The sequence below is a fragment of the Plantactinospora sp. B5E13 genome, from assembly GCF_039871775.1.
Classification (GTDB): Bacteria; Actinomycetota; Actinomycetes; order Mycobacteriales; family Micromonosporaceae; genus Plantactinospora.
The window spans coordinates 129919-151436 of record NZ_JBDPLT010000014.1 but is presented as its reverse complement, the minus strand read 5'-3'; the positions used below and the strand labels follow the sequence as shown (position 1 = coordinate 151436).

Here is a 21518-nt window from a genome sequence, read left to right as displayed (position 1 = left end):
GGTGACGAGGCGCGGCCGCTGGTGAGGGCCGGCGTCCCGTGACCGGTCAGACCTCGAAGAGGACGCTGAGCCGTCGGTCGGCGACACTGCGGGCCGCCTCGAGCCGGTAACGACCGGTCCGGGTACGCCAGCCGTGCTCCGTCCAGACCTGGAAGCCCCGCACCGGCAGCGGCACCCGTACGGTCACCGGCTCACCGGGGTCGGCCTCGGCCCGGGCGAAACCGGCGAGCCACCGTACCGGCCGGTCGGGCTCCGGGTGCGCCGGGCCGACGTACAGCTGCACCACCTCGGCGCCCGGGCGGCGACCGGTGTTCGCCACGGTGACCACCGCGACCGGCCCGGCCGGTCCGTCCTCGACCGACAGCGACCGGTACGCCCAGTCGGTGTAGCCGATCCCGTGCCCGAACGGGAAGAGCGGCTCCGCCCGCCAGCCCCGGTAGCCGACGAGCACGTCGTCGGAGTAGTCGAGTACGCCGTCGACCGGGGTGACGTCGAGAGCGGGACAGTCCTCGGGACGACGCGGCCAGGTGGTGGGCAGCCGTCCGCCGGGCTCCGCCCGGCCGAGCAGGACGTCGGCGAGCGCATGTCCCGCCTCCTGGCCGGGAAACCAGGTGAGCAGGACTGCCGCCACCTCGTCGACCCAGGGCATCAGGACTGGGGAGCCGGCGTTCACCACGACCACCGTACGGGGATTGGCCGCCGTCACCCGGCGGACCAGGTCGTCCTGTCGGCCCGGCAGGGCCAGCGTGCTCCGGTCGAAGCCTTCCGACTCCACCTCCTCGGTGGTGCCGACCACCACCACCGCCAGGTCGGCGTCGGCCGCCACCCGGACCGCCTCGACCAGCAGCGCCTCCGCCTCGTCGCCGTCCGGTTCGCCGTCCTCGGCCGGCCCGCCGGCCCGGTTCCCGGTCGGCGCCTGGTGGCCGAGGCTGACCGACACGAAACCGTTCCGCTCCCGCGACACCGTCCGGCTGACCAGCACCTCGACCGGTTCGCCGGCGGTCAGCGCCACGTCGAACCGGCGCTCCACGGTGGAGAAAAAGACCGTTGACGGGCCGTCGGCGTCGTCGAAGAGCGGACCGGCGAAGAGTTCCACGCCCCCGACCGAGAGCAGGAACTCCCCGAAACCGTGCAGCGCGAACCGGTGCCGGCCGCCGCGCGACGGCGTGTACCGGGCGGTGATCTCCACCCGGTCCACCTCGACCGGCGGCACCCCCTCGGGAAGCTCACCCATCCAGCGCACCGTCGCCCGATCGAGTTCCGCCCGGTGCAGCTCACGGCCGTCAGCGGCCCGCAACGTGGCGACGATCGGGCCCCAGCCGGGGCCGCCGGCCGGCCGGAGCCGGGGGCGCGGGTCGGCGCCGACCGCGTGGTCGACGGCGACGTCGGGCAGGGCGGCGGTCAGTCCGGCGAGTGGTGAGACCACGTACGGCGGCGAGACCTGGGCACTTCCGCCGCCCTGGATCCGGGCGTCGTCGGCGAGCGCACCGAGGACCGCGACCCGGCGCAGCCGCCCGGCGTCCACCGGCAGCAGGTCACCGGTGTTGCGGGCCAGCACGATCGACCGGGTCGCCACCTCGCGGGCCAGGGCGGCGCCGTCCCGCTCCGGCACCGCGCCGGCGCTGTCCCGCTCCGGCATCGCGCCGGCGTTCTCCGGCGCTCCCGCGAGCAGTCCGACCCGGGCGGCGAGCCGGAGCACCCGACGTACCTTGTCGTCGACGACGGTCTCGGCGACGGTGCCGGCGCGGACCGCGGCGACCAGCGCGTCGCCCCACGGGTCGCCGGCGGCCGGCATCACCACGTCGAGCCCGGCGTCGGCGCTGGCCACCGTGCTCCGCGCGGCGGTCCAGTCCGAGACGACGATCCCGTCGAACCCCCACTCCCGCTTCAGCAGGTCCGTCAGGAGTGGCCGGTGCTCGGTCATGGTGGCCCCGTTGACCCCGTTGTACGCCGCCATCACCGCCCAGACGCCGGCGGCGACGATCCGCTCGAACGGGGCGAGGTAGAGCTCCCGCAGTGCCCGGTCGGAGACCCGGACGTCGACCGTCATCCGCTCGGTCTCCGAGTCGTTCGCGACGAGGTGTTTCACCGTGGCGCCGACCCCGCACTCCTGCAACCCGGTCACATAACCGACGCCGATCTCGGCGGTGAGCAGCGGATCTTCCGAGTAGCACTCGAAGTGCCGGCCGCCGAGCGGGCTGCGGTGCAGGTTGACGGTCGGGGCGAGCAGCAGGTGGATGCCGTTGCGGCGGCACTCGGCGGCGAGCAGCCGGCCGACCCGCCGGGCCAGTCCCGGGTCCCAGGTGGCGGCGAGCGCGGTCGGGCTGGGCAGGGCGATCGAGGGATTGTCCGGCTGCCACCGGATGCCGCGTACGCCGATCGGGCCGTCCGACATCACCAGCGGACCGAGGCCGATCTCCGGTATGCCGGGCAGGGTCCAGAAGTCCCGACCGGAGAGGAGCCGTACCTTCGTCGCCAGGTCCAGTGCGGACAGGGCCCGCTCGACCGCGGCTTCGATCTCTCGTCCCATCGACCGAGTGTAGGGAAGGCTACCGGCCGGCGCCTCCGTTGACCCGCTGAGTCGATCATGAAAGCATGCCCGGCGTGGACGGGATCGGAACAACACACCAGGCCGGACCGTACGACCCGGACGGCGCGACGGAATCCCGCTGGTCGTTCGGGCTGACGGTGCACGGCGGCAACGGTGACATCAAGACCTGGGGCGCCGGTCGGCACAACCTCAACCTCGCCCGGGCCTCGGCGCCGCGCGGTGCGAAGAAGGCCGTCGTCCTGCCCCGGCTACCGTTCACGATCCGCAGCCTGCCGGACAACAACATCCTCTGCACGGTCCAGCCGACCGGACCGGAGAGCTACCAGGTCAGCGGGCCGGACGGTTTCCCACTGGCCACCATCACCCGCCGGCCCGGCCGGTTCTGGCCGTGGCCGTGGCCGCGCCGGATCCGGTGGACCCTGACTCCCGCCGCCCCCGGTGCGCCGACCTACACCGGCCGGGTCGGCAGCTGGTACACCTGGCTGGTGTACGTGGTGTTCGCGCCACTGTGGATCCCGTGTTACGCCGCCATCGTGGTGTCCATGATCCTCAGCTCCGGCGGCGGCGACATGCCGGACGGGCCGACCCGGACCCGGTGGCGTGCGCCGGGACACGGCACGGCGCTGGAGTACCGGGGCGTCAACAAGGTCTACCACCTCGACCCCCGGCGGCTGGACCACCGGGTCGCCTACGCGCAGGCGGTACTGCACGACTGGGACCGCTGACCGGGCTCCGGTCGGAAGCTCAGGTCCGCAGGTACGACGCGCCGTTCAGGTCGACGATCGTGCCCGAGGCCCACTCCGCCTCCGGCGAGGCGAGCCAGTGCACGGCCGCGGCGATCTCCTCCGGGCGGGCCACCCGGTTGAACGGGCTCTGCGCCCGGATCGCGTCCCCGCGCGGTGCCTTCAGGTGTTCGTTGGTCATGTCGGTCTCGACAAAACCGGGCGCCACCGTGGCGACCGCGATGCCGTACGGGGCGAGGGCCACCGCCAGCGACTGCCCGAGCGAGTTCAACGCCGCCTTGCTGGCCCCGTACGCAGGCTGGGTCGGCTCGCCGCGGAAGGCGCCCCGGGACGAGACGTTGACGATCCGGCCCCGCCGCTCGCGCAGGTACGGCGCCGCGCACCAGATCGTGTTGGCGGCCCCGAGCAGGTTGACGTCGAGGATCCGCCGCCACTGCCGCTGCCACTGCTCGTAGGAGGTCCCGAAGACCGGGTGCGGGTCGTCCACCCCGCCGAACACCCCGGCGTTGTTGACCAGTACGTCGAGCCCGCCGAGCCGCTCCGCCGCCTCGTCCACCATGCTCCGTACCTCGCCCGGGTCGGCGAGGTCGGCCCGGACCACGACGTGTCCGTCGCCGGGCAGGTCCGCGACGAGCTGCTCGGCCAGTGACGTCGAGTCCCGGTGGTGTACGGCCACCCGGTCCCCGCCGGCGGCGAAGGCCGTCGCCACCGCCCGCCCGATGCCCCGGGAGGCCCCCGTCACCAGTACCGCACGTCCCGTCATCTGATCATCATGCCGCAGCCTCCGCCGTGCTCCGTTGCCGGGGAAGCGCGTCCGCGAGGCGGTCGAGCGCCGCGCTGAAGTCGGCGGGCGGCAGGTGGCCGAAACCGACCCGGAAGACCCGGTCCGACTCGCCGAACCAGGAGCCGGGCGCGACCCGGGTGTCCCGCTCGGCGAGGCGGGCGTGGAACTCCGCGACGGTGTCGTCGGCGAACCGGTCGGCCGGCAGACGCAGGCAGCACATCGCGCCGCCGTCCGGCGCGACGATCTCCAGCCGGTGTGCCCGGGCCCAGCCGACCAGCTCGTCGAGCGCCTGCCGCAGCCGTGCGGCACGGGGCCGGAGAAGTTCGGTCTGCCGCCGGAGGAGCCGGGCGGCGAGGAACTCGTCGAGGGTGGGGCAGGCGATCGTACTGAGGAACTTGGCCTCCCGGAGGCGTTCGTAGAGGTCGGCGTCGGTCGTGGTCAACCAGCCGACCCGCAGCCCCGGCGCCCCGTGCGCCTTGGAGAGCGAGGAGCAGGTGACGATCCGCGGGGACAGCGCGGCGACCGACCGGGGGACCGGTGACCCACCGTACGTGGCGGCGCGGTACGTCTCGTCGACCAGCAGTACGGCCTCCGGCGCGGACTCCGCGACGACGGCGAGCAGCGTACGCAGCTCCTCCTCGGTGAACCGGACGCCCGACGGGTTCTGTGGTGACGCCACGGACACCAGGCGGGTCGCCGGCGTCAGCGCGCCGGCCAGCCGGTCCAACGGCAGCCGATAGCCGTCGTCGAACGACAGCGGCAGGACGTCCACCCGCGCCCCGAGCCCCTCCGGCACGGTCCGGGCCGGCGGGAAGCACGGTGTCGCGAGCAGCACCCGGTCGCCGGGCCCGCAGGTGGCCTGCGCGACCAGGAACATCGCCTCGATCGCGCCGACCGTCACCAGGACCTGGTCCGGCGCGACCCCGGTGTCGGCGGCGACCAGTGCCCGCAGCTCGGCGTCGCCGCGGGACGTGCCGTAGCCGAGCGGCAGGTTCGCGACCAGTTCGGCTCCGGCGAGGTCACCGGTGGTCAACGGCGGACAGGTGCTCTCGGCGAGGTCGTAGCGCACCGGAACGTCGATCAGGGTGGTCATCGGGCTCGACGCGAAGACGGTCATGGTGTCCAGGGTCGCCAGTCCCGACCCGGCCGGGACAGAGCCAATCCCGCCCAACTGGTTCGACCACGCGCCGCCGTACTCCCGGTCACCGCCCGACAGACGCGGCACGCCCGACCCGGCGGCCGGGGAGGCGCCGGGCGGCCGGGACGACACCCTACGATGCCGGGCATGGAGAGCAACCGCGACTGTCTGTTCTGCCGGATCGTCGCCGGGGAGATCCCGGCGACCGTGGTACGGGAGACCGGGAACACGTTGGCCTTCCGGGACATCGGGCCGCAGGCACCGGTGCACGTACTGGTGATCCCGAAGGAGCACTACGCCGACGTGGCGACGCTCGCCCAGGCGGACCCGGCGCTGGCCGGCGAGGTGCTCGGCACGGCGGCGGTGGTGGCGGAGACCGAGGGGCTGCTCGCCGACGGCTTCCGCCTGATCTTCAACACCGGCCCGTACGGCGGCCAGGAGGTCTTTCACGCGCACGCGCACGTGCTCGGCGGCGAGCCGCTCGGACCGATGCGGTCCCGCTGACCCGGCGCCCCGCCGGCACCCGGTGTCGGGGGCCGGCGGACCAGCCGGTATACCAGTGTCCTGGCCTGGCACGAGGGGGCGATGGGCGATGGGGATCAGTCAGCGGTACGAGCGTGTGGTGCGGCAGGCACAGGCGGAGTCGCGGATACCGGCGGTCTCGGTCGCGCTGCACCGGGCCGACCGGCCGCTCTGGACCTGCACGGTGGGCACCACCGGGAACGACGCCCCGCTGAGCAGCCGGACCGCCTTCCGGATCGGCTCGGTCACCAAGACCTTCACCGCGGTCCTCGTGATGCAGTGCCGCGACGACGGGCTGCTCGACCTCGACGACCCGATCTCGGCACATCTCGACGTCCCGGCGCACGGGGAACTGACCGTACGTCGGCTGCTGTCACACACCTCCGGGGTGCAACGCGAGCCGTACGGGGACATCTGGGACACCCTGCACACTCCGGACGTGACGGAACTTCTCGCCGACCTGGCCCGGGCCGAGCGGGTGCTGCCCCCGGCCCGCCGTTTCCACTACTCCAACCTCGGCGTCGCGCTGGCCGGCCAGGTCGTCGCCCGGCTGCGCGGCGGTGCCTGGGCCGAGGTCCTCGCCGACCGGATCCTGCGCCCGCTCGGGCTCGCCGACACCAGCCTCGCCCCGCCGCCGGACGCGGCGACCGGCTTCCTGGTCGACGCCTACTCCGACCACGCCAGGCCGGAGCCGAACACCGACCTCGGCGCGGTCGGGCCCGCCGCCCAGCTCTGGAGCACCGCCGCGGACATGGCCCGCTGGGCGGCCTTCCTGGCCGACCCGGCGGCGGTCGACCCGGACGGCGCCGTGCTCCGTCCGGCGACCCTCGACGAGATGCGCTGGCCGGCGACCACCACCGACGAGGCGCTCTGGTCCGCCGGGTTCGGCCTCGGTCTGATCCTGGTGCCGCAGACCGGGCCGACCGGGGTGCGGTCGGCCGGCGGCGAGCGGATCAGTCACGTCGGGCACGACGGCGCGATGCCGGGCTTCCTGGCCAGCGTCTACGGTCGGCGCGGCGGCACCGCCGGCCCGCCGGCGCTGGGCTGCGCCGTGCTCGGCTCCTCCGGCACCGGCACGGCGGTGAACGACCTGAGCCACCAGCTGCTGGCCGCCTCCGCCGAGGACGACCCGGCCGAGATCATGCCGTGGGTTCCGGGCGAGCCGGCGCCGCCGCCGTACCGGGGGATGCTCGGCCGCTGGTGGGGCGAGGGTTTCGAGTACGTCTTCCACTGGCGGGACGGCACCCTGCGGGCCCGGGCCGCCGACGACCCGGCGGGCAAGCCGCCCGCGGTCTTCGAACCCCTCCCGGACCGCCCCGACGTGCTGCGGACGGTCTCCGGTCGGGAGGTCGGTGAACTCCTCCGTCTCACCCGCGACGACCGCGGCGACGTGGTCGTGCTGCATTGGGCGACCTACCGGTTCACCCGCCACCAGGAGACGTTCGACCGCTTCAACTTCCGCCAGGTGTAGGGAACGGGCCCTTATCATCGTTTTCGGTACCCGATGGGGCCCCTTGCCGACACCTGACACGGCTGACCGTCCCGGCGGAAATGGGCAGCGTGCCGTCGGTGTTGAACAGATACGATGACTGCAACGTTCGCACGCTGCGCCACCAGGGCGCGGCACCGAGATCGAGAGCAGGTGGCACAGGGCCGCTGGCCCGACCCATGACCGGTACCCCACCCCCCGGGCAGCCCCGGGTGCAGACCAGGATCACGGTCCCCGACCCCAAGATCATGGTTAATCTGCTCGGCGCGGGCGACGAGATCCTGCGACTGATCGAGCGGTCGATCACCAGTGACGTGCATGTCCGGGGCAACGAGATCACCGTCACCGGCGCCCCCGGCGACAATGCCTTCGCGGAGCGGCTCTTCACCGAGCTGCTCGAGTTGATCGAGAAAGGCGAGACCCTGACCACCGACGCCGTGCGGCGTACCCTCGGCATGATCGAGCAGGGCGGCACCGAGCGCCCCGCCGAGGTGCTGACGCTCAACATCCTGTCCCGGCGCGGACGCACCATCCGGCCCAAGACCCTCGGCCAGAAGCGGTACGTCGACGCGATCGACCAACACACCATCATCTTCGGCATCGGCCCCGCCGGTACCGGCAAGACGTACCTCGCGATGGCGAAGGCCGTCCAGGCGCTGCAGGCCAAGCAGGTCAACCGGATCATCCTGACCCGCCCGGCGGTCGAGGCCGGCGAGCGGCTCGGCTTCCTGCCCGGCACCCTCTCCGAGAAGATCGACCCGTACCTGCGCCCGCTCTACGACGCGCTGCACGACATGCTCGACCCCGAGTCGATCCCGAAGCTGATGGCCGCCGGGACGATCGAGGTCGCCCCGCTGGCATACATGCGGGGCCGTGCACAGCCGTACGACGCCCGGGTCCTCACGCCGGAGGGATTCAAGCCGTTCGGGTCGCTTCGGATCGGCGACCTGGTCATCGGCTCGAACGGGATGCCCACGCCGGTGATCGGCATCTACCCGCAGGGACCCAAGCAGGTCTACCGCGTCACCACCCAGGACGGGGCGTCGACCCTCTGCTGCGGCGAGCACCTCTGGACCGTCGCGACTCCGGAGGACAAACGGCGCGGGGTCCGGCGGACCCTGGAGACCCAGGAGATGATCGGCCAGGAGTGGCGTGGCCACATCCACCGGTACGAACTCCCGGTGGTGGCGCCGGTGCAGATGGAATCCCGGGACGTACCGCTCGACCCGTACGCGCTCGGTCTGCTGCTCGGCGACGGCTCCATCTCGTCCCGGTCGACTCCCGGATTCGCGACGTCGGATCCCGAGCTCGCGGTCGCGCTCGAAGCGGCGCTCGTCGACATCGAACTGGTCCGTAAGAGTGAGGTCGACTACGTCCTCCGGCACGTCAACGGCCATCGCGGTGGTGTGATCGTCGCGAACCCGGTGACGGTCGCGCTCCGCGAGTTGGGCCTGGCGGGGAGCAAGTCCGGGACCAAGTTCGTGCCCGACGTGTACCGGAACAACAGCGTGGACGTCCGGTTGGCCGTCCTCCAGGGACTGCTGGACAGCGACGGCGGGCCGGTCGCCCAGGCGGGGCGCACCTGTCGGGTGCAGTACAGCACGACCTCCCCGCGGCTGCGCGACGACGTGGTCTTCCTGGTCCGGTCGCTCGGCGGGGTCGCCTCGTGGCGGGTCCGCCCGGCCGAGGGGCGCAAGCCCGGCCTGGCCAAGGGGCGTCCCGTTCCGTACCGGGCCGATGCCTACGTCGTCGAGATCCGGCTGCCCGAGGGCGTCCCACCGTTCCGTCTGGCCCGCAAGCGCCGCCTGTACGAGCAGCACGGCAGTGGTCGGCCGATGCGTTACATCGACTCGATCCTCCCGGCCGGCGTGCAGGAGACGATGTGCATCCAGGTTGCGGCGGAGGACTCGCTGTATGTCACCGACGACTTCCTGGTCACCCACAACACGCTCAACGACGCGTTCATCATCCTCGACGAGGCGCAGAACACCACGCCCGAGCAGATGAAGATGTTCCTCACCCGACTGGGCTTCGGCTCCAAGATCGTGGTCACCGGTGACGTCACCCAGGTCGACCTGCCCGGCGGGACGACCAGCGGGCTGCGTGCCGTACGGGAGATCCTGGACGGCGTCGACGACGTGCACTTCGCCCAGCTCTCCAGCTCCGACGTCGTACGGCACCGGCTGGTGAGTGAGATCGTGGACGCGTACGCCCGCTGGGACGCCGAACGGGAGTCCCAGCAGGGCCAGGGCGTGCACGCCGTGCCGGGCCGTACCGCCCACGGCGGCCGGGCCGGCCGCCGCCGCTGACTGCAGCAGAGGAAAGAAACAAGTTGTCCATCGAGATCGCCAACGAGTCGGGTACGCCCGTCGACACCGACGCGGTGCTCGCCGTCGCCCGGTACGCCCTCGACGAGATGGGGGTGAACTCCCTGGCCGAGTTGTCGGTGCTGCTCGTCGACGTCGACTACATGACCGAACTCAACCACCGCTGGATGGGTGGGGACGGACCCACCGACGTCCTCGCCTTCCCCATGGACGAGGGCAGTGTCGACCACGGGCCGGGTGAGGTGAACGGCGGCGAGCCGGCGCTGCTCGGCGACATCGTGCTCTGCCCGGAGGTGGCCGCCAAGCAGGCCGCCACCGCCGGGCACTCGGCCGCCGACGAACTGCACCTGTTGACCGTGCACGGTGTGCTGCACCTGCTCGGCTACGACCACGCCGAGCCGGAGGAGGAGCGGGAGATGTTCGGACTGCAGGCCCGCCTCCTCGACGGCTGGCGCGCGACCCGGGCCCACTGATGCCCGGTCACTTAGCCACCCTGGCCGGCGCGGTGGGCCTCCCGTCCGCCCCGCTGGCCGCGGCCGGTTCCCCGGCAACCGGCCTGCCCGACCTGCAGCTGATCTTCTTCGCCGCCGCCCTGGTGGTACTCGCCGGGATCGTCGCGATGGCGGACGCGGCCTTGGGCGCGGTCTCCCCGGCCCGGGCCGGGGAACTCGCCCGGGACGGCGTACGCGGGGCCCGTACCCTGCAGATCGTCGCCACCGACGCGGCCCGGCACATCAACCTGCTGCTGTTGCTGCGCCTGCTCTGCGAGCTGACCGCGACGGTGCTGGTCGCGTTGGTCGCGGTCGACACCTTCGGCGCCGGCGTGACCGCCGCGCTGGTCACCGCCGGCGCGATGACCGTGGTCAGCTTCGTGGTCGTCGGTGTCGCGCCGCGCACCATCGGCCGGCAGCACGCGTACGCGGTCGGCCGGGTCACCGCGCCGGTGGTCCGCTGGCTGGGCCGGGTGCTGAACCCGCTCGCCTCGCTGCTGATCCTGATCGGCAACGCGGTCACCCCCGGCCGGGGGTTCCGGGAGGGCCCGTTCGCCACCCAGGTGGAGTTGCGGGAGCTGGTCGACCTGGCCGAGCAGCGCGGTGTGGTGGAGCACGGCGAGCGGCAGATGATCCATTCGGTCTTCGCGCTCGGCGACACCATCGTCCGCGAGGTGATGGTGCCGCGTACCGAGATGGTCTGGATCGAGGCGGACAAGAAGCTGTCCCAGGCGCTGGTGCTCTTCCTCCGCTCCGGTTTCTCCCGGATCCCGGTGATCGGGGAGAGCGTCGACGACGTGCTCGGCGTGCTCTACCTCAAGGACGTGATCCGGCAGACCCGGGGCGGTGCCCCGGACGGCGAGGAGCGGCCGGTCGCCGAGGTGATGCGGGCGGCTACCTTCGTGCCCGAGTCGAAGCCGGTCGACGACCTGCTCTCCGAGATGCAGGCGGCCCGGACCCACATGGTGATCGTCGTCGACGAGTACGGCGGCACCGGCGGCCTGGTCACCATCGAGGACATTCTGGAGGAGATCGTCGGCGAGATCACCGACGAGTACGACGTCGAACGGCCGCCGGTCGAGCGGCTCGACGACAACGAGGTCCGGGTCACCGCCCGGCTGCCGGTCGAGACCCTCGGCGAACTGTTCGACGTGGAGCTGCCGGCCGACGAGGTGGAGACCGTCGGTGGACTTCTCGCCCAGGCGCTCGGCCGGGTGCCGATCCCCGGGGCCGAGGCGGAGGTGGGCGGCCTGCGGCTGCTCGCCGAGGGCACCACAGGTCGGCGGAACCACATCGACTCCGTACTGGTCCGTCGGGTGACCGAGACCGACGACCGGGACCACGACCGCTCGCGTGACCGGGACCCGGACCGTTCGCGTGACCGGGACGGCGACCGGGACCCCGACCAGCAGACCCGTACCGATCCCGAGTTCCGGGCGGCACAACCGACCCGGGAGGAACACTCCCGGTCCGAGGAGAGGCAACCCGCTGATGCCTGAGTCGTCCCCCGCCCCGACCGCGCCACCGGCGGTCGAGTTGAGCGCCGAGGACAACAAGCTGGTGGTCCTGGCCCGGGGAGCCCGGGCCAGGATCGGCGCGGTCGAGGGTGCGGCCGTCCGCGACCAGGACGGGCGTACCTACGCGGCGGCCAGCGTGTCGCTGCCGTCGCTGACCATCACCGCGCTGCAGTTGGCGGTCGCCTCGGCGGTCGCCGCCGGAGCCACCCGGCTCGAGGCCGCCGCCGTGGTCACCGAGGCGTCCACGCTGGACGGGGCCGGGCACGCCGCGGTACGGGACCTGTCGACCGACGCCCCCGTGCACGTGGCCGCCCCGGACGGCACCGTGCTCGGCACGGTGGTCGAGTGACCGCGAACCGCCAGGCAGGCGGCGACTACCGGGCGGGCTTCGCCTGTTTCGTCGGCCGCCCGAACGCCGGCAAGTCGACCCTGACCAACGCCATCGTCGGCCAGAAGATCGCGATCACCTCGAACAAGCCGCAGACCACCCGGCACGTGATCCGGGCGGTCCTGCACCGGCCCGACTCGCAGCTGGTCCTGGTGGACACCCCCGGCCTGCACCGGCCCCGTACGCTGCTCGGCGAGCGGCTCAACGACCTGGTCCGGCAGACCTGGAGCGAGGTCGACGTGATCGGCCTCTGCATCCCGGCCGACGAGCCGATCGGCCGGGGCGACCGGTTCATCACCGGCGAGCTCGCCGAGCTCAAGGCCACGGTGCTGGCGGTGGTGACCAAGACCGACCTGGTCGACCGGAAGCGGTTGGCCGAACAGCTGCTCGCGGTCAGCGAGCTGGGCGAGTTCGCGGACGTGGTGCCGGTCAGCGCGGTCTCCGGCCACCAGGTCGACACGCTGGTCGACGTGATGACCGGTCATCTTCCGCCGTCTCCGCAGCTCTACCCGGACGACATGCTCACCGACGAGCCGGAGCAGGTGCTGGTTGCCGAGCTGATCCGGGAGGCGGCGCTGGAGGGCGTCCGCGACGAGCTGCCGCACTCGATCGCGGTGGTGGTCGAGGAGATGATTCCCGAGGACCGGGTGACGAAGGTGTACGCCGACGTGTACGTCGAGCGGTCCAGCCAGAAGGCGATCGTGATCGGTGCCCGGGGCAGCCGGCTCAAGGAGGTCGGCATCCGGGCCCGGCAGCAGATCGAGGAGTTGCTCGGCACCCGGATCTATCTCGACCTGCACGTGCGGGTGGCGAAGGACTGGCAGCGGGATCCGAAGCAGCTCCGCAAGCTCGGCTTCTGAGCCGGTTCCGGGTGGGGGTTGGGGGCCGATCACCCGCTCTGGGCGGTCAGGCTTGATCCCGACGCGGGCGATCCGCCCCCAACCCGACCGGGGCGGGGTCGTCGTCACGGCGAGGGGCGGTAGACGTGCCGGAACGGGTGTTGGTCACCGGGTCGGGTGGCCGGATCGGCGGATATCTGCGGCCGCGGCTCGCCGCCACGGACCGGATCCTGCGCCTGCTCGACGTCGTCGACCAGGAGGCGGCCGGTCCGGGTGAGCGGGTGGAGCTGGTCCGGGCCGACCTGGCCGAGCAGGCGGCGCTGGCGGCGGCCTGTGCCGGCGTGGACGCGGTGGTGCACCTGGCGGCGATCCCGACCGAGGACACCTGGGAAAGGCTGCTGACGGTCAACGTGACCGGCACCCGCAACGTGCTGGAGGCGGCGCGGTCGGCCGGGGTGCGCCGGGTCGTACTTGCCTCCTCGATCCACGCCGCCGGTTTCTACCGCCAGCCTGACAGCAGCCCGGAGCCGCCCGGGGTGGTGGCGCCGATCGGGCCGGACGGGGTGCCGTCCGGGGTGCCACCGCGACCGGACTCCTACTACGGCTGGACCAAGGCGGCCGTCGAGTCGCTCGGCAGTCTCTACGCGGACCGGTTCGGGATGACCGTCTTCGCGTTGCGGATCGGGGCCTGCTTCCCGGAGCCGCCGGGGCTGCGGGGACTCGACGGCTGGCTCTCCCCGGACGACTGCGCGCGCCTGGTCGACGTCTGCCTGCGTACGGGCGCGACCGGGTTCCGCGTGCTCTGGGGCGTCAGCCGGAACAGCCGTCGGTGGTGGTCGCTGACCGAGGGGCGGGAGATCGGCTACGAGCCGCGCGACGACGCCGAGCCGAACGCCGACCGGGCCCGACCGCTGCCGGACGAGGTCGGCACCAACGGGCTGCTCGGGGCGCAGTTCACCCGATATCCGCTCGGTGAGCGGCACTGACCATCCGATATCCGCTCGGCGGGCGGCGGTGACCACCCGAAATCCGCTCGGCGGGCGGCACTGGACCGCGTACCGTTCCCGGGGACCAGTGGAAAGGGTGTGCGGATGGGCGGGATTCTGTCGGTCAACCTGGCGGTGCCGGAGCCGAACAGCGCCAAGGGGGTCGGGGTCACCGGAATCCGGAAGCAGCCGGTCGACGGGCCGGTGCCGGTCCGGGCGCCGGGCCCGAAGACCACCGGCCTCGGCAGTGGGCTGGTCGGCGACCAGATCTTCGACGTGGCCCACCACGGCGGTGACGACCAGGCGGTGTACGCGTACGCCCGGGAGGACTACGACTGGTGGGCGGCGGAGCTCGGCCGCGACCTGCCCGGTGGCATCTTCGGCGACAATCTCACCACGGTCGGACTTGACGTGAACGGCGCGGTGATCGGCGAGCGGTGGCGGATCGGCGAGACGCTGGTGCTGCAGGTCACCTTCGCCCGCATCCCGTGCGCCACGTTCCAGCTCAAGATGGCCGAACCGCAGTGGGTCAGGCGGTTCACCGAGCAGGCCCGGCCGGGGGCCTACCTGCGGGTGGTGGAGCCGGGCGAGGTCCGGGCCGGTGACGGGGTGACGGTGCTGGACCGCCCCGAACACGGGGTGAGCGTCGCCGAGGGGTTCCGGGCCTGGACGCGTGAGCCCGAGCTGCTGCCCCGCCTGTTGTCGGTGCCGCACCTCCCGGCGGGGATGCGGGAGAAGCTGCGGCAGCGGCTCGACGTGTGAGCACGCGCGGCCAGGACCGTTCCCGAGGGCCGTTCAGCGCTGTCGGATGGTGATGCCGCCGCTGCCGGTGCTGGCGTCGAGCACCGCCGTCGCGGCCGGGTCGTTCGGTACGTCGCTGTGCACCGTGCCCGAACTGGTACTGGTCCGTACCTGGTAGCTGCCGGCGGGCACGGACAACTCGACCTCACCGCTGGACGCCCGGGCCTGGACGGATCCGGGGCTGGCCAGGGACAGGTCGATGCTTCCGGAGCCGGTCTCCACCCGCACCTGCCGCCCGCCGCCCAGCTCCCGCCCCTCGACGTCGCCGGAGCCGGCGTGGGCGGTGACCTCCCCGGACACCGAACTGAGGTCGATGTTGCCGGATCCGGTCTCGACCCGGACCGTGCCGGTCGCGCCGGAGACCGTGACCTCGCCGGAACCGACTGTCATGTCCACCGCCGCCACCTCGGTCAGGGTGACGTTTCCGGAGCCGTTCTCGCCGCGCACCGTCACGCCCTGCGGGGCGAGGATGTCGTACGACACGCTGCACCGCTGGCCGCAGTCGGTGTCGACGTACAGGACGCCGTCCTCGATCCGGTACGTCGCCTTGTCCGAGCCGCCGGAGTGGTAGCGCACCATCCGGTTGATGCCGACGTCCTTCTGGTCGGGCGCGGTCCGTACGGTCAGGTCCCCGGCCCCGGGGGAGAGCCGGATCTCGGTGATCGTGGTCTGCTCGGTGTCGCGGAACTCGACGCGGTGCTCGGTGAGCGGGTTGCTCGGGAAGCATCCGCCGAGCGTGGCGATCGCGACGACTCCGGCGGTTGCGGCGAGGGTGGTGCGGTGGACTGACATGTCCGCAGATTACGGCGGTAGGGGCGGGCTGGACATCCGGGTAACCCCATGATCCAGGTCAGGACAGCACCCTGAGCACAACCCTGAGCCGGACCCTGAGCCCGAACCGGCGACACTCAGCCCGGACCGGCCCGTGATCGTCTCCGGCGGGCAGGGGACAATGGGCGGATGCCCGGGTACCGCCGCCAGCTCTACCGCGACGACGCGGTGGTGCTGCGCGCCCAGAAACTCGGCGAGTCGGACCGGATCATCACCCTGTTGACCCGCCGGCACGGCCGGCTCCGGGCGGTCGCCCGGGGCGTACGGCGGACCACGTCGCGGTTCGGGGCCCGGCTGGAGCCGTTCGGGCACGTCGACCTGCAGCTCGCCGGTGACCCGAAGGGGGAGCAGGGCAGTTCGCTGCACAGCATCAGCCAGGTCGAGGGAATCCAGCTGTACGGCAAGCGGTTTGTCGACGACTACCCCCGGTACACGGCGGCCAGCGCGATCGTGGAGACCGCGGAACGGCTCACCCCGGTGGAACGGGAGCCGTCGCTGCGGCTGTTCCAACTGACCCTGGGCGGGTTGCGGGCGCTCGCCGACGGGGAGCACGCCAGCACCCTGGTGCTCGACGCGTACCTGCTGCGGGGCATGGCGCTGGCCGGCTGGGCACCGGCTCTGGTCGCCTGCGCCGTCTGCGGCACGCCGGGGCGGCACGGCGCGTTCTCCGTACCGGCCGGGGGTTGTGTCTGCCCGGACTGCCGACCGCCCGGCGCCGCCCATCCGGCGCCCGCCACCATCGAGCTGATGGCCGCGCTCACCTCCGGGGACTGGCGGATCGCCGACCGTGCCGAGCCGGCACACCGCCGGGAGTGCAGCGGTCTGGTGGCGGCACACCTGCAGTGGCATCTGGAGCGGGGGTTACGCTCTTTGCCGCTGGTCGACAGAGGATCGAACGGCGTGCGGGACGGAGCGAGGGAAACACAGTGAGTCGAGCGTTGAGCCGGGGAAACCGTCGACAGCCGAGTCCACCGACTCCCCATCCGTCCGGTGCCCGGCCGCCCGCGCTGCCCGCCGAGGCGCTGCCCCGACACGTGGCGATCGTGATGGACGGCAACGGCCGGTGGGCGAAGGAGCGGGGCCTGCCCCGGACCAAGGGGCACGAGCAGGGCGAGTACTCGCTCTTCGACACCATCGAGGGCGCGATCGAACTGGGCATCCCCTACCTGACGGCGTACGCGTTCTCCACCGAGAACTGGCGGCGCTCGCCGGACGAGGTCCGCTTCCTGATGGGCTTCAACCGGGACGTGATCCGACGGCGCCGGGACCAGTTGGTCGACCTCGGCGTCCGGGTGGTCTGGTCCGGCCGGGCCGGCCGGCTCTGGAAGAGCGTGATCTCGGAGCTGCAGACCGCCGAGGAGATGTCCCGGGACAACTCGACGCTGACCCTGCAGTTCTGCGTCAACTACGGCGGTCAGGCCGAGATCGCCGACGCCGCCGCCGCGATCGCCCGGGACGTCGCCGCCGGCCGGGTCGATCCGGGCAAGGTGAACGAGAAGATGATCGCCCGGTACCTCTACCACCCCGAGGTTCCGGAGGTCGACCTGTTCCTGCGGCCCTCGGGCGAGCAGCGCACCTCCAACTTCATGCTCTGGCAGAGCGCGTACGCCGAGCTGATCTTCCTCGACACGCTCTGGCCCGACTTCGACCGCCGGCACCTCTGGTACGCCTGCGAGTTGTACGCCCAGCGGGACCGGCGATTCGGCGGGGCGCTGCCGAACCCGGTCGCCCCGGAGACGTCCCGGGTCTGAGTCTCCGGGCCGGCCCGGAGACTCAGTCGGCGGTGCGTGGCGAAAACGGGCTGCGCCGGCCGGCCCGGCCGGTTACTGTGGCTCCATGCGTAACTGACGCCCCTTCAGCAGAGCCGGACCCGCGCTGCCGCTTGCCACTGTCGCTTGCCGCTTGCCGCTTGCCGCGTGGTCTGTGCGCTCCGGGCGTCCGTTTCCTCCCGCCAGTTCGGCACTCTCCGCCGTCACGGCATCCTCAGGACACAGGACCTTCCCGGGGCACTGTCCCGTCGTTCCACCGCCGCAGGGCGGTCCTGAGACCAACGAGGAGGCGCCGTATGGCGGCCAAGCGAAAGACCAGGAGTGGGCGGAAGTCCGCAACCGTCACCAAACCGACCGGCAGGGAACTGGCCGGCGATCAGCTGGCTGGTGGGAAGTCGGCGGGCCCGACGTCGGCCGGCGCCGGTGACGCGGCGGTGGCCGAGTCGTCGGAGGCGGCCCGGCCGGTGCTGCCGGCCGCGAGCCGGCCGGCCGCACCGACCACCGGACCGGTTCCCCGAGGTGGTGCGGGCTTCTCCGGGATGGGACGCGGCCAGGGGGCGGGGTCGGCCCGCCGCTACGCCTTCCGGCGTAGCTGAGCGGTCCGGCTCACTCCCAGCGCACCAGCTCGGACGCGGCGCGTCGGGCGAGTCGCCGGGTGGCCAGCGCCCCGGCGACCGCCCCGGCCAGCACGGTGCCGGGAACGGTCCCGAGCAGGAGGAACAGCGGAGGCGCCTCGGCCAGGCCCGGGCCGGCGCCCATCCCGATGGTGGCCCGGTCGGCGAGCAGCCGGTGGGCCACCAGGCCGAGTGGCAGGCCGACGCTCGCGGCGAGCAGCCCGAGCGCGGCGCCACCGGCGGCGGCCTGTCCGACGGTCTGCCGGACGGTGAAGCCGACGGCCCGTAGTACGCCGAGGGCCCGGGACCGTTCCCGGGCCCCGCTCAGCAGTCCGGTGCCGAGGTGCGCCAGACCGACCGCGAGGAGCAGGCCGGCCATCAGCCGTACCGCCACCGTGAAGGTGCCGAGTTCGTCGGGGTCGGACGCCCGGATCCGGACGGTGGCGTCCGTGCCGAGCCGGTCCCGGAGTACGGCGGCGAGCGCCCCGGGCGTACCCTCCGGCTGGGCGCTGACCAGGAAGGCGTCGGGCGGCACCCCGGGCAGCTGCTCGGCCCGGTACAGCAGCACCTCCCCGGTGTCCTCGGTCTCGCTGTACCAGCCGACGACGGTGAGGGTGAGCGGGATGTCGTCGACCCGGACCGGCACCGTGTCGCCGACCCGCAGGTCGAGGCGGTGCAGGAGGCCGTAGCCGACCAGCGCCTCACCGGCCGCCCGCAACGGTCGACCCTCCCGGACGACAAACCCGGCGTCGTCGGGGTCGCCGCCGACCGCCCGGGACAGGAACGTCCGGTCGCCGAGAAGCGCCCGCCGGTCGGTCTGGCTGTACCAGCCCCCTACCTCCGGTATCCCGGAGAGGGCCGCCACCAGCCGCTGCGGGTCGGTGCCGGACGCCGGCGCGACCACCACGTCGTACGGGTCGCCGGTGTACGCGGGTTCGGCGACGAGCCGGTCCATGGTGGCGGTGAAACCGCCGCCGACGACGAGCGCGGCGACCGCGACCGCGACCGCCCCGGCGGTCAGGGCGGTACGGCCGGGGCGGACCAGCACCGCGCCGATGCCGTACCGGACGGTGGTGCCGAGCCGGAGCCGGTCGAGCAGTCGGGCGACCCGGTCCGGGGTGACAGCCCGGGGTGGCCGGTCCCGGAGCACCTCGGAGGCGGGTTGCCGGGCGGCCCGCAGCGCCGGCAGCCCGGTCGCCACCCCGAGGATCAGGACGACGAGCACGCCGGCACCGAGCAGGGTCAGCGGTGCGATCCGGGGAGCGGGCCGACCGAGCGGGTTGGTCAGGCCGACCTGGAGGTAGGGGGCGAGCAGACTGCCGGCGATCCCGCCGGCGAGCGCCCCCGTCGTACCGAGCAGCACGATCTCACCGACCAGTCCGGCGACCAGCTGTCGTCCGGTGTACCCGACCGAGGCGAGCAGTGCGATCTCCCGCCGTCGGACGAGCAGCCGGGCGGTGGCCGTACCCGCGACCACGAACGCGGCGGCGACGAGGACGAAGAGGCCGAACCCGGCGAGCGAGGCGCCGAAGATCCGGTCCCGGATCAGGATGTCGTCCCGGGTGTCCGCCCAGGTCTGCACCCCGGTCACCTGACCGTCGGCGAGCAGCCGGGCGGCCACCGCCTCGGCGTCCGCCGGATCGGTGAGCCGGCCGACGAGCAGCGCCCCGGACCGGCCCGGGGCGGGTGACGTCGGGGTGCCGGCGGTCGGGTCGGGGGACGTCGGGGCGCCGGTGTCGGTGTCGCCCGGGGCAGGGGCGAGTCGGGACAGGGTGGCGGCGTCGACGAAGAGCCGGATCGGGTCGCAGTCGGGGTGGAAGCAGTCGGTCAGGTCGATCGCGGTACCGACCACGGTCAGCGGGTACGGCCGGCCGGCGACGGTCACCTCCACCCGGTCGCCGACCCGGATCCCGGCGTCCGTGGCGGCGGCCCGGTCGAAGACGACCTCGTCGGTGGCGCCCGGGACCGGCCAGCGTCCGGTGCGCAGCAGTGGCCGGCCGGGGCCGGCGCCCGTACCGGGGTCGGGGCCGTCGACGGTCGGCGCGCGGCCGGGCGGGTTGCCGCCGGTGGCAGCGGGGCCGGACAGGGCGTCGACCCGGGCGTCGACCGGCTCGGCGTGCAGCGCGACGGTGGCGGCGACGTACCGGACGACGGGGGAGGAGTCGGCGAGGGCCCGGTCCCGGCGGACCGTCTCCAGCGCCTCCGGGGTGCCGTAGACGACCAGGTCGGGCCGGCCCGCCTCCACGTAGAGCCGGTCCACCCGTGGACCGCCCTGGTCCCGTACCGACAGCCCGGCGACGATGCCGGCGGTGGCCAGCGCCGCGACGACGACGGCGGCCAGCGCGGTGGCCCGGTTGCCGCCCCGGACGCCGGCCAGGACGAGGCGGAGGACGGCGGCCACCGGTCAGCCGTCCAGGTCGAGCAGGTGGGCGTACGTCGGTTCGCCGGCCGGCTCGGCCAGTTTCCGTTCGTCGGCGATCCGCCCGTCGAGCATGGTGACCACCCGGTCGGCGGCGGCCGCCACCCGGTGGTCGTGGGTGACCAGCACGATGCTCTGCCCGTCGGCGTGCCGGCGCCGCAGCAGATCGAGGACAACCCCGGCGGCCGTGGAGTCCAGCGCCCCGGTCGGTTCGTCGGCGAGCAGCAGGTCAGGCCGGTGTACGACGGCCCGGGCCAGCGCCACCCGCTGCTGTTCACCGCCGGAGAGGGCGGTGGGTACCGTGTCGGCGGTGTCGGCGACCCCGAGTTCGTCGAGGACCTCCCGCGCCCGGCGTCGGGCGTCGCGGTGTCCGACACCCTGCAGCACCAGCGGCAGTTCGACGTTCCCGAGGACCGTCATCGTCGGTACGAGGCTGAGGAACTGGAACACGAAGCCGACGTGTCGGCGGCGCAGCAGGGCCCGGCCACTCTCGGAACGGTTGTCCAACCGGTGCCCGGCCAGCCACACCTCGCCCCGGTCCGGGCGGTCCAGTCCGCCGAGCAGGTGGAGCAACGTGGACTTGCCGCTGCCGCTCGGCCCGGTGACCGCGACCCAGTCACCCCGGCCGACCTCGATCGAGGCGTCCCGCAGGGCGGTCCGGTCCCGCGCCTCGTGCCGATAGGTCCGGGTCAGCCCGGCCGCGCGCAGCACCGGGTCAGCCATCGTGGCCTCCGTTCCCCGAGGTGGTCAGCTCGATCTCGGCGAGCTGTCGCTGACACGCTTCCAGCCAGCGGAGTTCGGCCTGCAGGTGCAGCGCGGTCGCCTGCACCAGCAGACCGCCGACGCTCGTGCCGCTGGTGCGGGCGGCCTGCCGGTCGAGGTCCCGCAGCGCCTGCAGGCAGCGCTGCCGGTGGTCGGTGATCACCGCCGTGGGGTCGACGTCGGGCAGCAGCACGGCGGCGAGGCGGGCGGTGACGAGTCGGAGCAGGACGTCCGGCTTCACCAGCGGGGTGTCCGAGGGCCGGGTGACCCAGTCGCGCAGTTCGGCGGCGCCGTCCTCGGTGAGCCGGTAGACCTTGCGGTCCCGCCGGTCGCCGCCGGACTCGGTGGTGTGGCTGACCAGGCCGTCGCGTTCCAGCCGGCCGAGGGTGACGTAGATCTGTCCGATGTTGACCTCGACGCCGGCGTCGGCGAACAGGTCGTCGTACCGTCGGCGCAGCTCGTACCCGTGGGCGGGCCCGGTGGCGAGCAGTCCGAGTACGACGTGTTTCATGACCGGGCCTCCGATACCGACGGGTGAAGCCTAACC

At 73.1% G+C, this 21518-nt stretch carries 20 protein-coding genes and 2 pseudogenes; 15 read left to right on the top strand and 7 right to left on the bottom strand.

The genetic code is table 11. From position 1 onward, the window contains the following. Nucleotides 1-46: 46 nt before the first annotated feature. Entirely contained in the window at nucleotides 47-2530 is a 2484-nt protein-coding gene (locus tag ABGB05_RS15675) for a glycoside hydrolase family 3 C-terminal domain-containing protein (RefSeq protein ID WP_347654099.1), read from the bottom strand. A gap of 65 nt (nucleotides 2531-2595) precedes the next feature. On the opposite strand from ABGB05_RS15675, the gene ABGB05_RS15670 reads away from it, so the two are divergent. Further along, nucleotides 2596-3276 carry a hypothetical protein gene (locus ABGB05_RS15670; RefSeq protein ID WP_347654097.1) on the top strand — a complete coding sequence of 227 codons (681 nt, stop codon included), beginning with the start codon at nucleotides 2596-2598 and terminating at the stop codon, nucleotides 3274-3276. Nucleotides 3277-3295: 19 nt separating this feature from the next. Here ABGB05_RS15670 and ABGB05_RS15665 read toward each other — a convergent pair whose 3' ends face one another. Both ABGB05_RS15665 and ABGB05_RS15660 read right to left on the bottom strand, forming a co-directional pair. Then, nucleotides 3296-4057 carry an SDR family oxidoreductase gene (locus tag ABGB05_RS15665; RefSeq protein WP_347654096.1) on the bottom strand — a complete coding sequence of 254 codons (762 nt, stop codon included), beginning with the start codon at nucleotides 4055-4057 and terminating at the stop codon, nucleotides 3296-3298. Between the two features lie 7 nt (nucleotides 4058-4064). Next, the gene (locus tag ABGB05_RS15660; protein ID WP_347654093.1) at nucleotides 4065-5195 is read right to left on the bottom strand and encodes a pyridoxal phosphate-dependent aminotransferase; all 1131 of its coding nucleotides are present in this window, start codon (nucleotides 5193-5195) and stop codon (nucleotides 4065-4067) included. Between the two features lie 168 nt (nucleotides 5196-5363). Here ABGB05_RS15660 and ABGB05_RS15655 point away from each other — a divergent pair, with 168 nt between their 5' ends. The 11 genes and pseudogenes from ABGB05_RS15655 (at nucleotide 5364) to ABGB05_RS15605 (ending at nucleotide 14537) form a co-directional block, all read left to right on the top strand. Then, nucleotides 5364-5720 carry a histidine triad nucleotide-binding protein gene (locus ABGB05_RS15655; RefSeq protein ID WP_347654092.1) on the top strand — a complete coding sequence of 119 codons (357 nt, stop codon included), beginning with the start codon at nucleotides 5364-5366 and terminating at the stop codon, nucleotides 5718-5720. A gap of 88 nt (nucleotides 5721-5808) precedes the next feature. Continuing rightward, nucleotides 5809-7209 carry a serine hydrolase domain-containing protein gene (locus ABGB05_RS15650; protein WP_347654090.1) on the top strand — a complete coding sequence of 467 codons (1401 nt, stop codon included), beginning with the start codon at nucleotides 5809-5811 and terminating at the stop codon, nucleotides 7207-7209. Nucleotides 7210-7406: 197 nt separating this feature from the next. Beyond that, nucleotides 7407-8102: pseudogene (locus ABGB05_RS15645) on the top strand (PhoH family protein); the annotation flags it as partial. After that, nucleotides 8091-8909 (top strand): annotated as a pseudogene (locus tag ABGB05_RS15640) (LAGLIDADG family homing endonuclease); the annotation flags it as partial. The pseudogenes ABGB05_RS15645 and ABGB05_RS15640, both read left to right, overlap by 12 nt. Nucleotides 8910-9062: 153 nt before the next feature. Beyond that, the gene (locus tag ABGB05_RS15635; RefSeq protein ID WP_347654152.1) at nucleotides 9063-9536 is read left to right on the top strand and encodes a PhoH family protein; all 474 of its coding nucleotides are present in this window, start codon (nucleotides 9063-9065) and stop codon (nucleotides 9534-9536) included. A gap of 23 nt (nucleotides 9537-9559) precedes the next feature. Beyond that, nucleotides 9560-10027, top strand: a complete 468-nt coding sequence (gene ybeY, locus ABGB05_RS15630) for an rRNA maturation RNase YbeY (RefSeq protein ID WP_347654088.1) — start codon at nucleotides 9560-9562, stop codon at nucleotides 10025-10027. A 32-nt stretch (nucleotides 10028-10059) separates the two neighbouring features. Further along, on the top strand, nucleotides 10060-11544 hold the full coding sequence (locus ABGB05_RS15625) for a hemolysin family protein (protein WP_347654086.1): 1485 nt from the start codon (nucleotides 10060-10062) through the stop codon (nucleotides 11542-11544). Then, entirely contained in the window at nucleotides 11537-11911 is a 375-nt protein-coding gene (locus ABGB05_RS15620; protein WP_347654085.1) for a cytidine deaminase, read from the top strand. The genes ABGB05_RS15625 and ABGB05_RS15620 overlap by 8 nt, the downstream gene beginning before the upstream one ends. Then, a complete protein-coding gene (gene era, locus ABGB05_RS15615; RefSeq protein WP_347654083.1) occupies nucleotides 11908-12810 on the top strand; it encodes a GTPase Era in 903 nt (300 codons plus the stop codon). Before ABGB05_RS15620 ends, era begins: the two co-directional genes overlap by 4 nt. A gap of 125 nt (nucleotides 12811-12935) precedes the next feature. Continuing rightward, nucleotides 12936-13775: an NAD(P)-dependent oxidoreductase gene (locus ABGB05_RS15610; RefSeq protein WP_347654081.1), complete on the top strand. Its 840-nt coding sequence runs from the start codon at nucleotides 12936-12938 to the stop codon at nucleotides 13773-13775. A 105-nt stretch (nucleotides 13776-13880) separates the two neighbouring features. Next, the gene (locus ABGB05_RS15605) at nucleotides 13881-14537 is read left to right on the top strand and encodes an MOSC domain-containing protein (RefSeq protein WP_347654079.1); all 657 of its coding nucleotides are present in this window, start codon (nucleotides 13881-13883) and stop codon (nucleotides 14535-14537) included. 33 nt (nucleotides 14538-14570) lie between these two features. Here the strand turns inward: ABGB05_RS15605 and ABGB05_RS15600 are convergent, their stop codons facing one another. Beyond that, entirely contained in the window at nucleotides 14571-15368 is a 798-nt protein-coding gene (locus ABGB05_RS15600; protein ID WP_347654077.1) for a DUF4097 family beta strand repeat-containing protein, read from the bottom strand. Nucleotides 15369-15536: 168 nt separating this feature from the next. Here ABGB05_RS15600 and recO point away from each other — a divergent pair, with 168 nt between their 5' ends. From recO to ABGB05_RS15585, 3 genes are all read left to right on the top strand, one after another. Beyond that, nucleotides 15537-16337 carry a DNA repair protein RecO gene (recO, locus tag ABGB05_RS15595; protein ID WP_347654075.1) on the top strand — a complete coding sequence of 267 codons (801 nt, stop codon included), beginning with the start codon at nucleotides 15537-15539 and terminating at the stop codon, nucleotides 16335-16337. Continuing rightward, nucleotides 16334-17158 (top strand): isoprenyl transferase, encoded by an 825-nt coding sequence (locus ABGB05_RS15590; RefSeq protein WP_347654074.1) that lies wholly within the window; start codon nucleotides 16334-16336, stop codon nucleotides 17156-17158. Before recO ends, ABGB05_RS15590 begins: the two co-directional genes overlap by 4 nt. 314 nt (nucleotides 17159-17472) lie before the next feature. Next, on the top strand, nucleotides 17473-17772 hold the full coding sequence (locus ABGB05_RS15585) for a hypothetical protein (RefSeq protein WP_347654072.1): 300 nt from the start codon (nucleotides 17473-17475) through the stop codon (nucleotides 17770-17772). Between the two features lie 10 nt (nucleotides 17773-17782). Here ABGB05_RS15585 and ABGB05_RS15580 read toward each other — a convergent pair whose 3' ends face one another. From ABGB05_RS15580 to ABGB05_RS15570, 3 genes are read right to left on the bottom strand one after another with little or no spacing between them, the layout of a single operon-like run. Then, on the bottom strand, nucleotides 17783-20191 hold the full coding sequence (locus ABGB05_RS15580; RefSeq protein WP_347654070.1) for an ABC transporter permease: 2409 nt from the start codon (nucleotides 20189-20191) through the stop codon (nucleotides 17783-17785). Nucleotides 20192-20194: 3 nt separating this feature from the next. Further along, a complete protein-coding gene (locus tag ABGB05_RS15575) occupies nucleotides 20195-20932 on the bottom strand; it encodes an ABC transporter ATP-binding protein (RefSeq protein WP_347654068.1) in 738 nt (245 codons plus the stop codon). Then, nucleotides 20925-21482 (bottom strand): PadR family transcriptional regulator, encoded by a 558-nt coding sequence (locus tag ABGB05_RS15570; protein WP_347654066.1) that lies wholly within the window; start codon nucleotides 21480-21482, stop codon nucleotides 20925-20927. Before ABGB05_RS15570 ends, ABGB05_RS15575 begins: the two co-directional genes overlap by 8 nt. Between the last annotated feature and the right edge of the window lie 36 nt (nucleotides 21483-21518).

Bases quoted from the DNA above. Each gene is read 5' to 3' on its own strand.
- ABGB05_RS15635 (WP_347654152.1), top strand. From the start codon at position 9,063: ATGCGTTACATCGACTCGATCCTCCCGGCCGGCGTGCAGGAGACGATG.
- ABGB05_RS15650 (WP_347654090.1), top strand. From the start codon at position 5,809: ATGGGGATCAGTCAGCGGTACGAGCGTGTGGTGCGGCAGGCACAGGCG.
- ABGB05_RS15620 (WP_347654085.1), top strand. From the start codon at position 11,537: ATGCCTGAGTCGTCCCCCGCCCCGACCGCGCCACCGGCGGTCGAGTTG.
- recO (WP_347654075.1), top strand. From the start codon at position 15,537: ATGCCCGGGTACCGCCGCCAGCTCTACCGCGACGACGCGGTGGTGCTG.
- ABGB05_RS15670 (WP_347654097.1), top strand. From the start codon at position 2,596: ATGCCCGGCGTGGACGGGATCGGAACAACACACCAGGCCGGACCGTAC.
- ABGB05_RS15665 (WP_347654096.1), bottom strand. From the start codon at position 4,057: ATGACGGGACGTGCGGTACTGGTGACGGGGGCCTCCCGGGGCATCGGG.
- ABGB05_RS15585 (WP_347654072.1), top strand. From the start codon at position 17,473: ATGGCGGCCAAGCGAAAGACCAGGAGTGGGCGGAAGTCCGCAACCGTC.
- ABGB05_RS15675 (WP_347654099.1), bottom strand. From the start codon at position 2,530: ATGGGACGAGAGATCGAAGCCGCGGTCGAGCGGGCCCTGTCCGCACTG.
- ABGB05_RS15575 (WP_347654068.1), bottom strand. From the start codon at position 20,932: ATGGCTGACCCGGTGCTGCGCGCGGCCGGGCTGACCCGGACCTATCGG.
- ABGB05_RS15655 (WP_347654092.1), top strand. From the start codon at position 5,364: ATGGAGAGCAACCGCGACTGTCTGTTCTGCCGGATCGTCGCCGGGGAG.
- ABGB05_RS15600 (WP_347654077.1), bottom strand. From the start codon at position 15,368: ATGTCAGTCCACCGCACCACCCTCGCCGCAACCGCCGGAGTCGTCGCG.
- ABGB05_RS15570 (WP_347654066.1), bottom strand. From the start codon at position 21,482: ATGAAACACGTCGTACTCGGACTGCTCGCCACCGGGCCCGCCCACGGG.
- ABGB05_RS15605 (WP_347654079.1), top strand. From the start codon at position 13,881: ATGGGCGGGATTCTGTCGGTCAACCTGGCGGTGCCGGAGCCGAACAGC.
- ABGB05_RS15660 (WP_347654093.1), bottom strand. From the start codon at position 5,195: ATGACCGTCTTCGCGTCGAGCCCGATGACCACCCTGATCGACGTTCCG.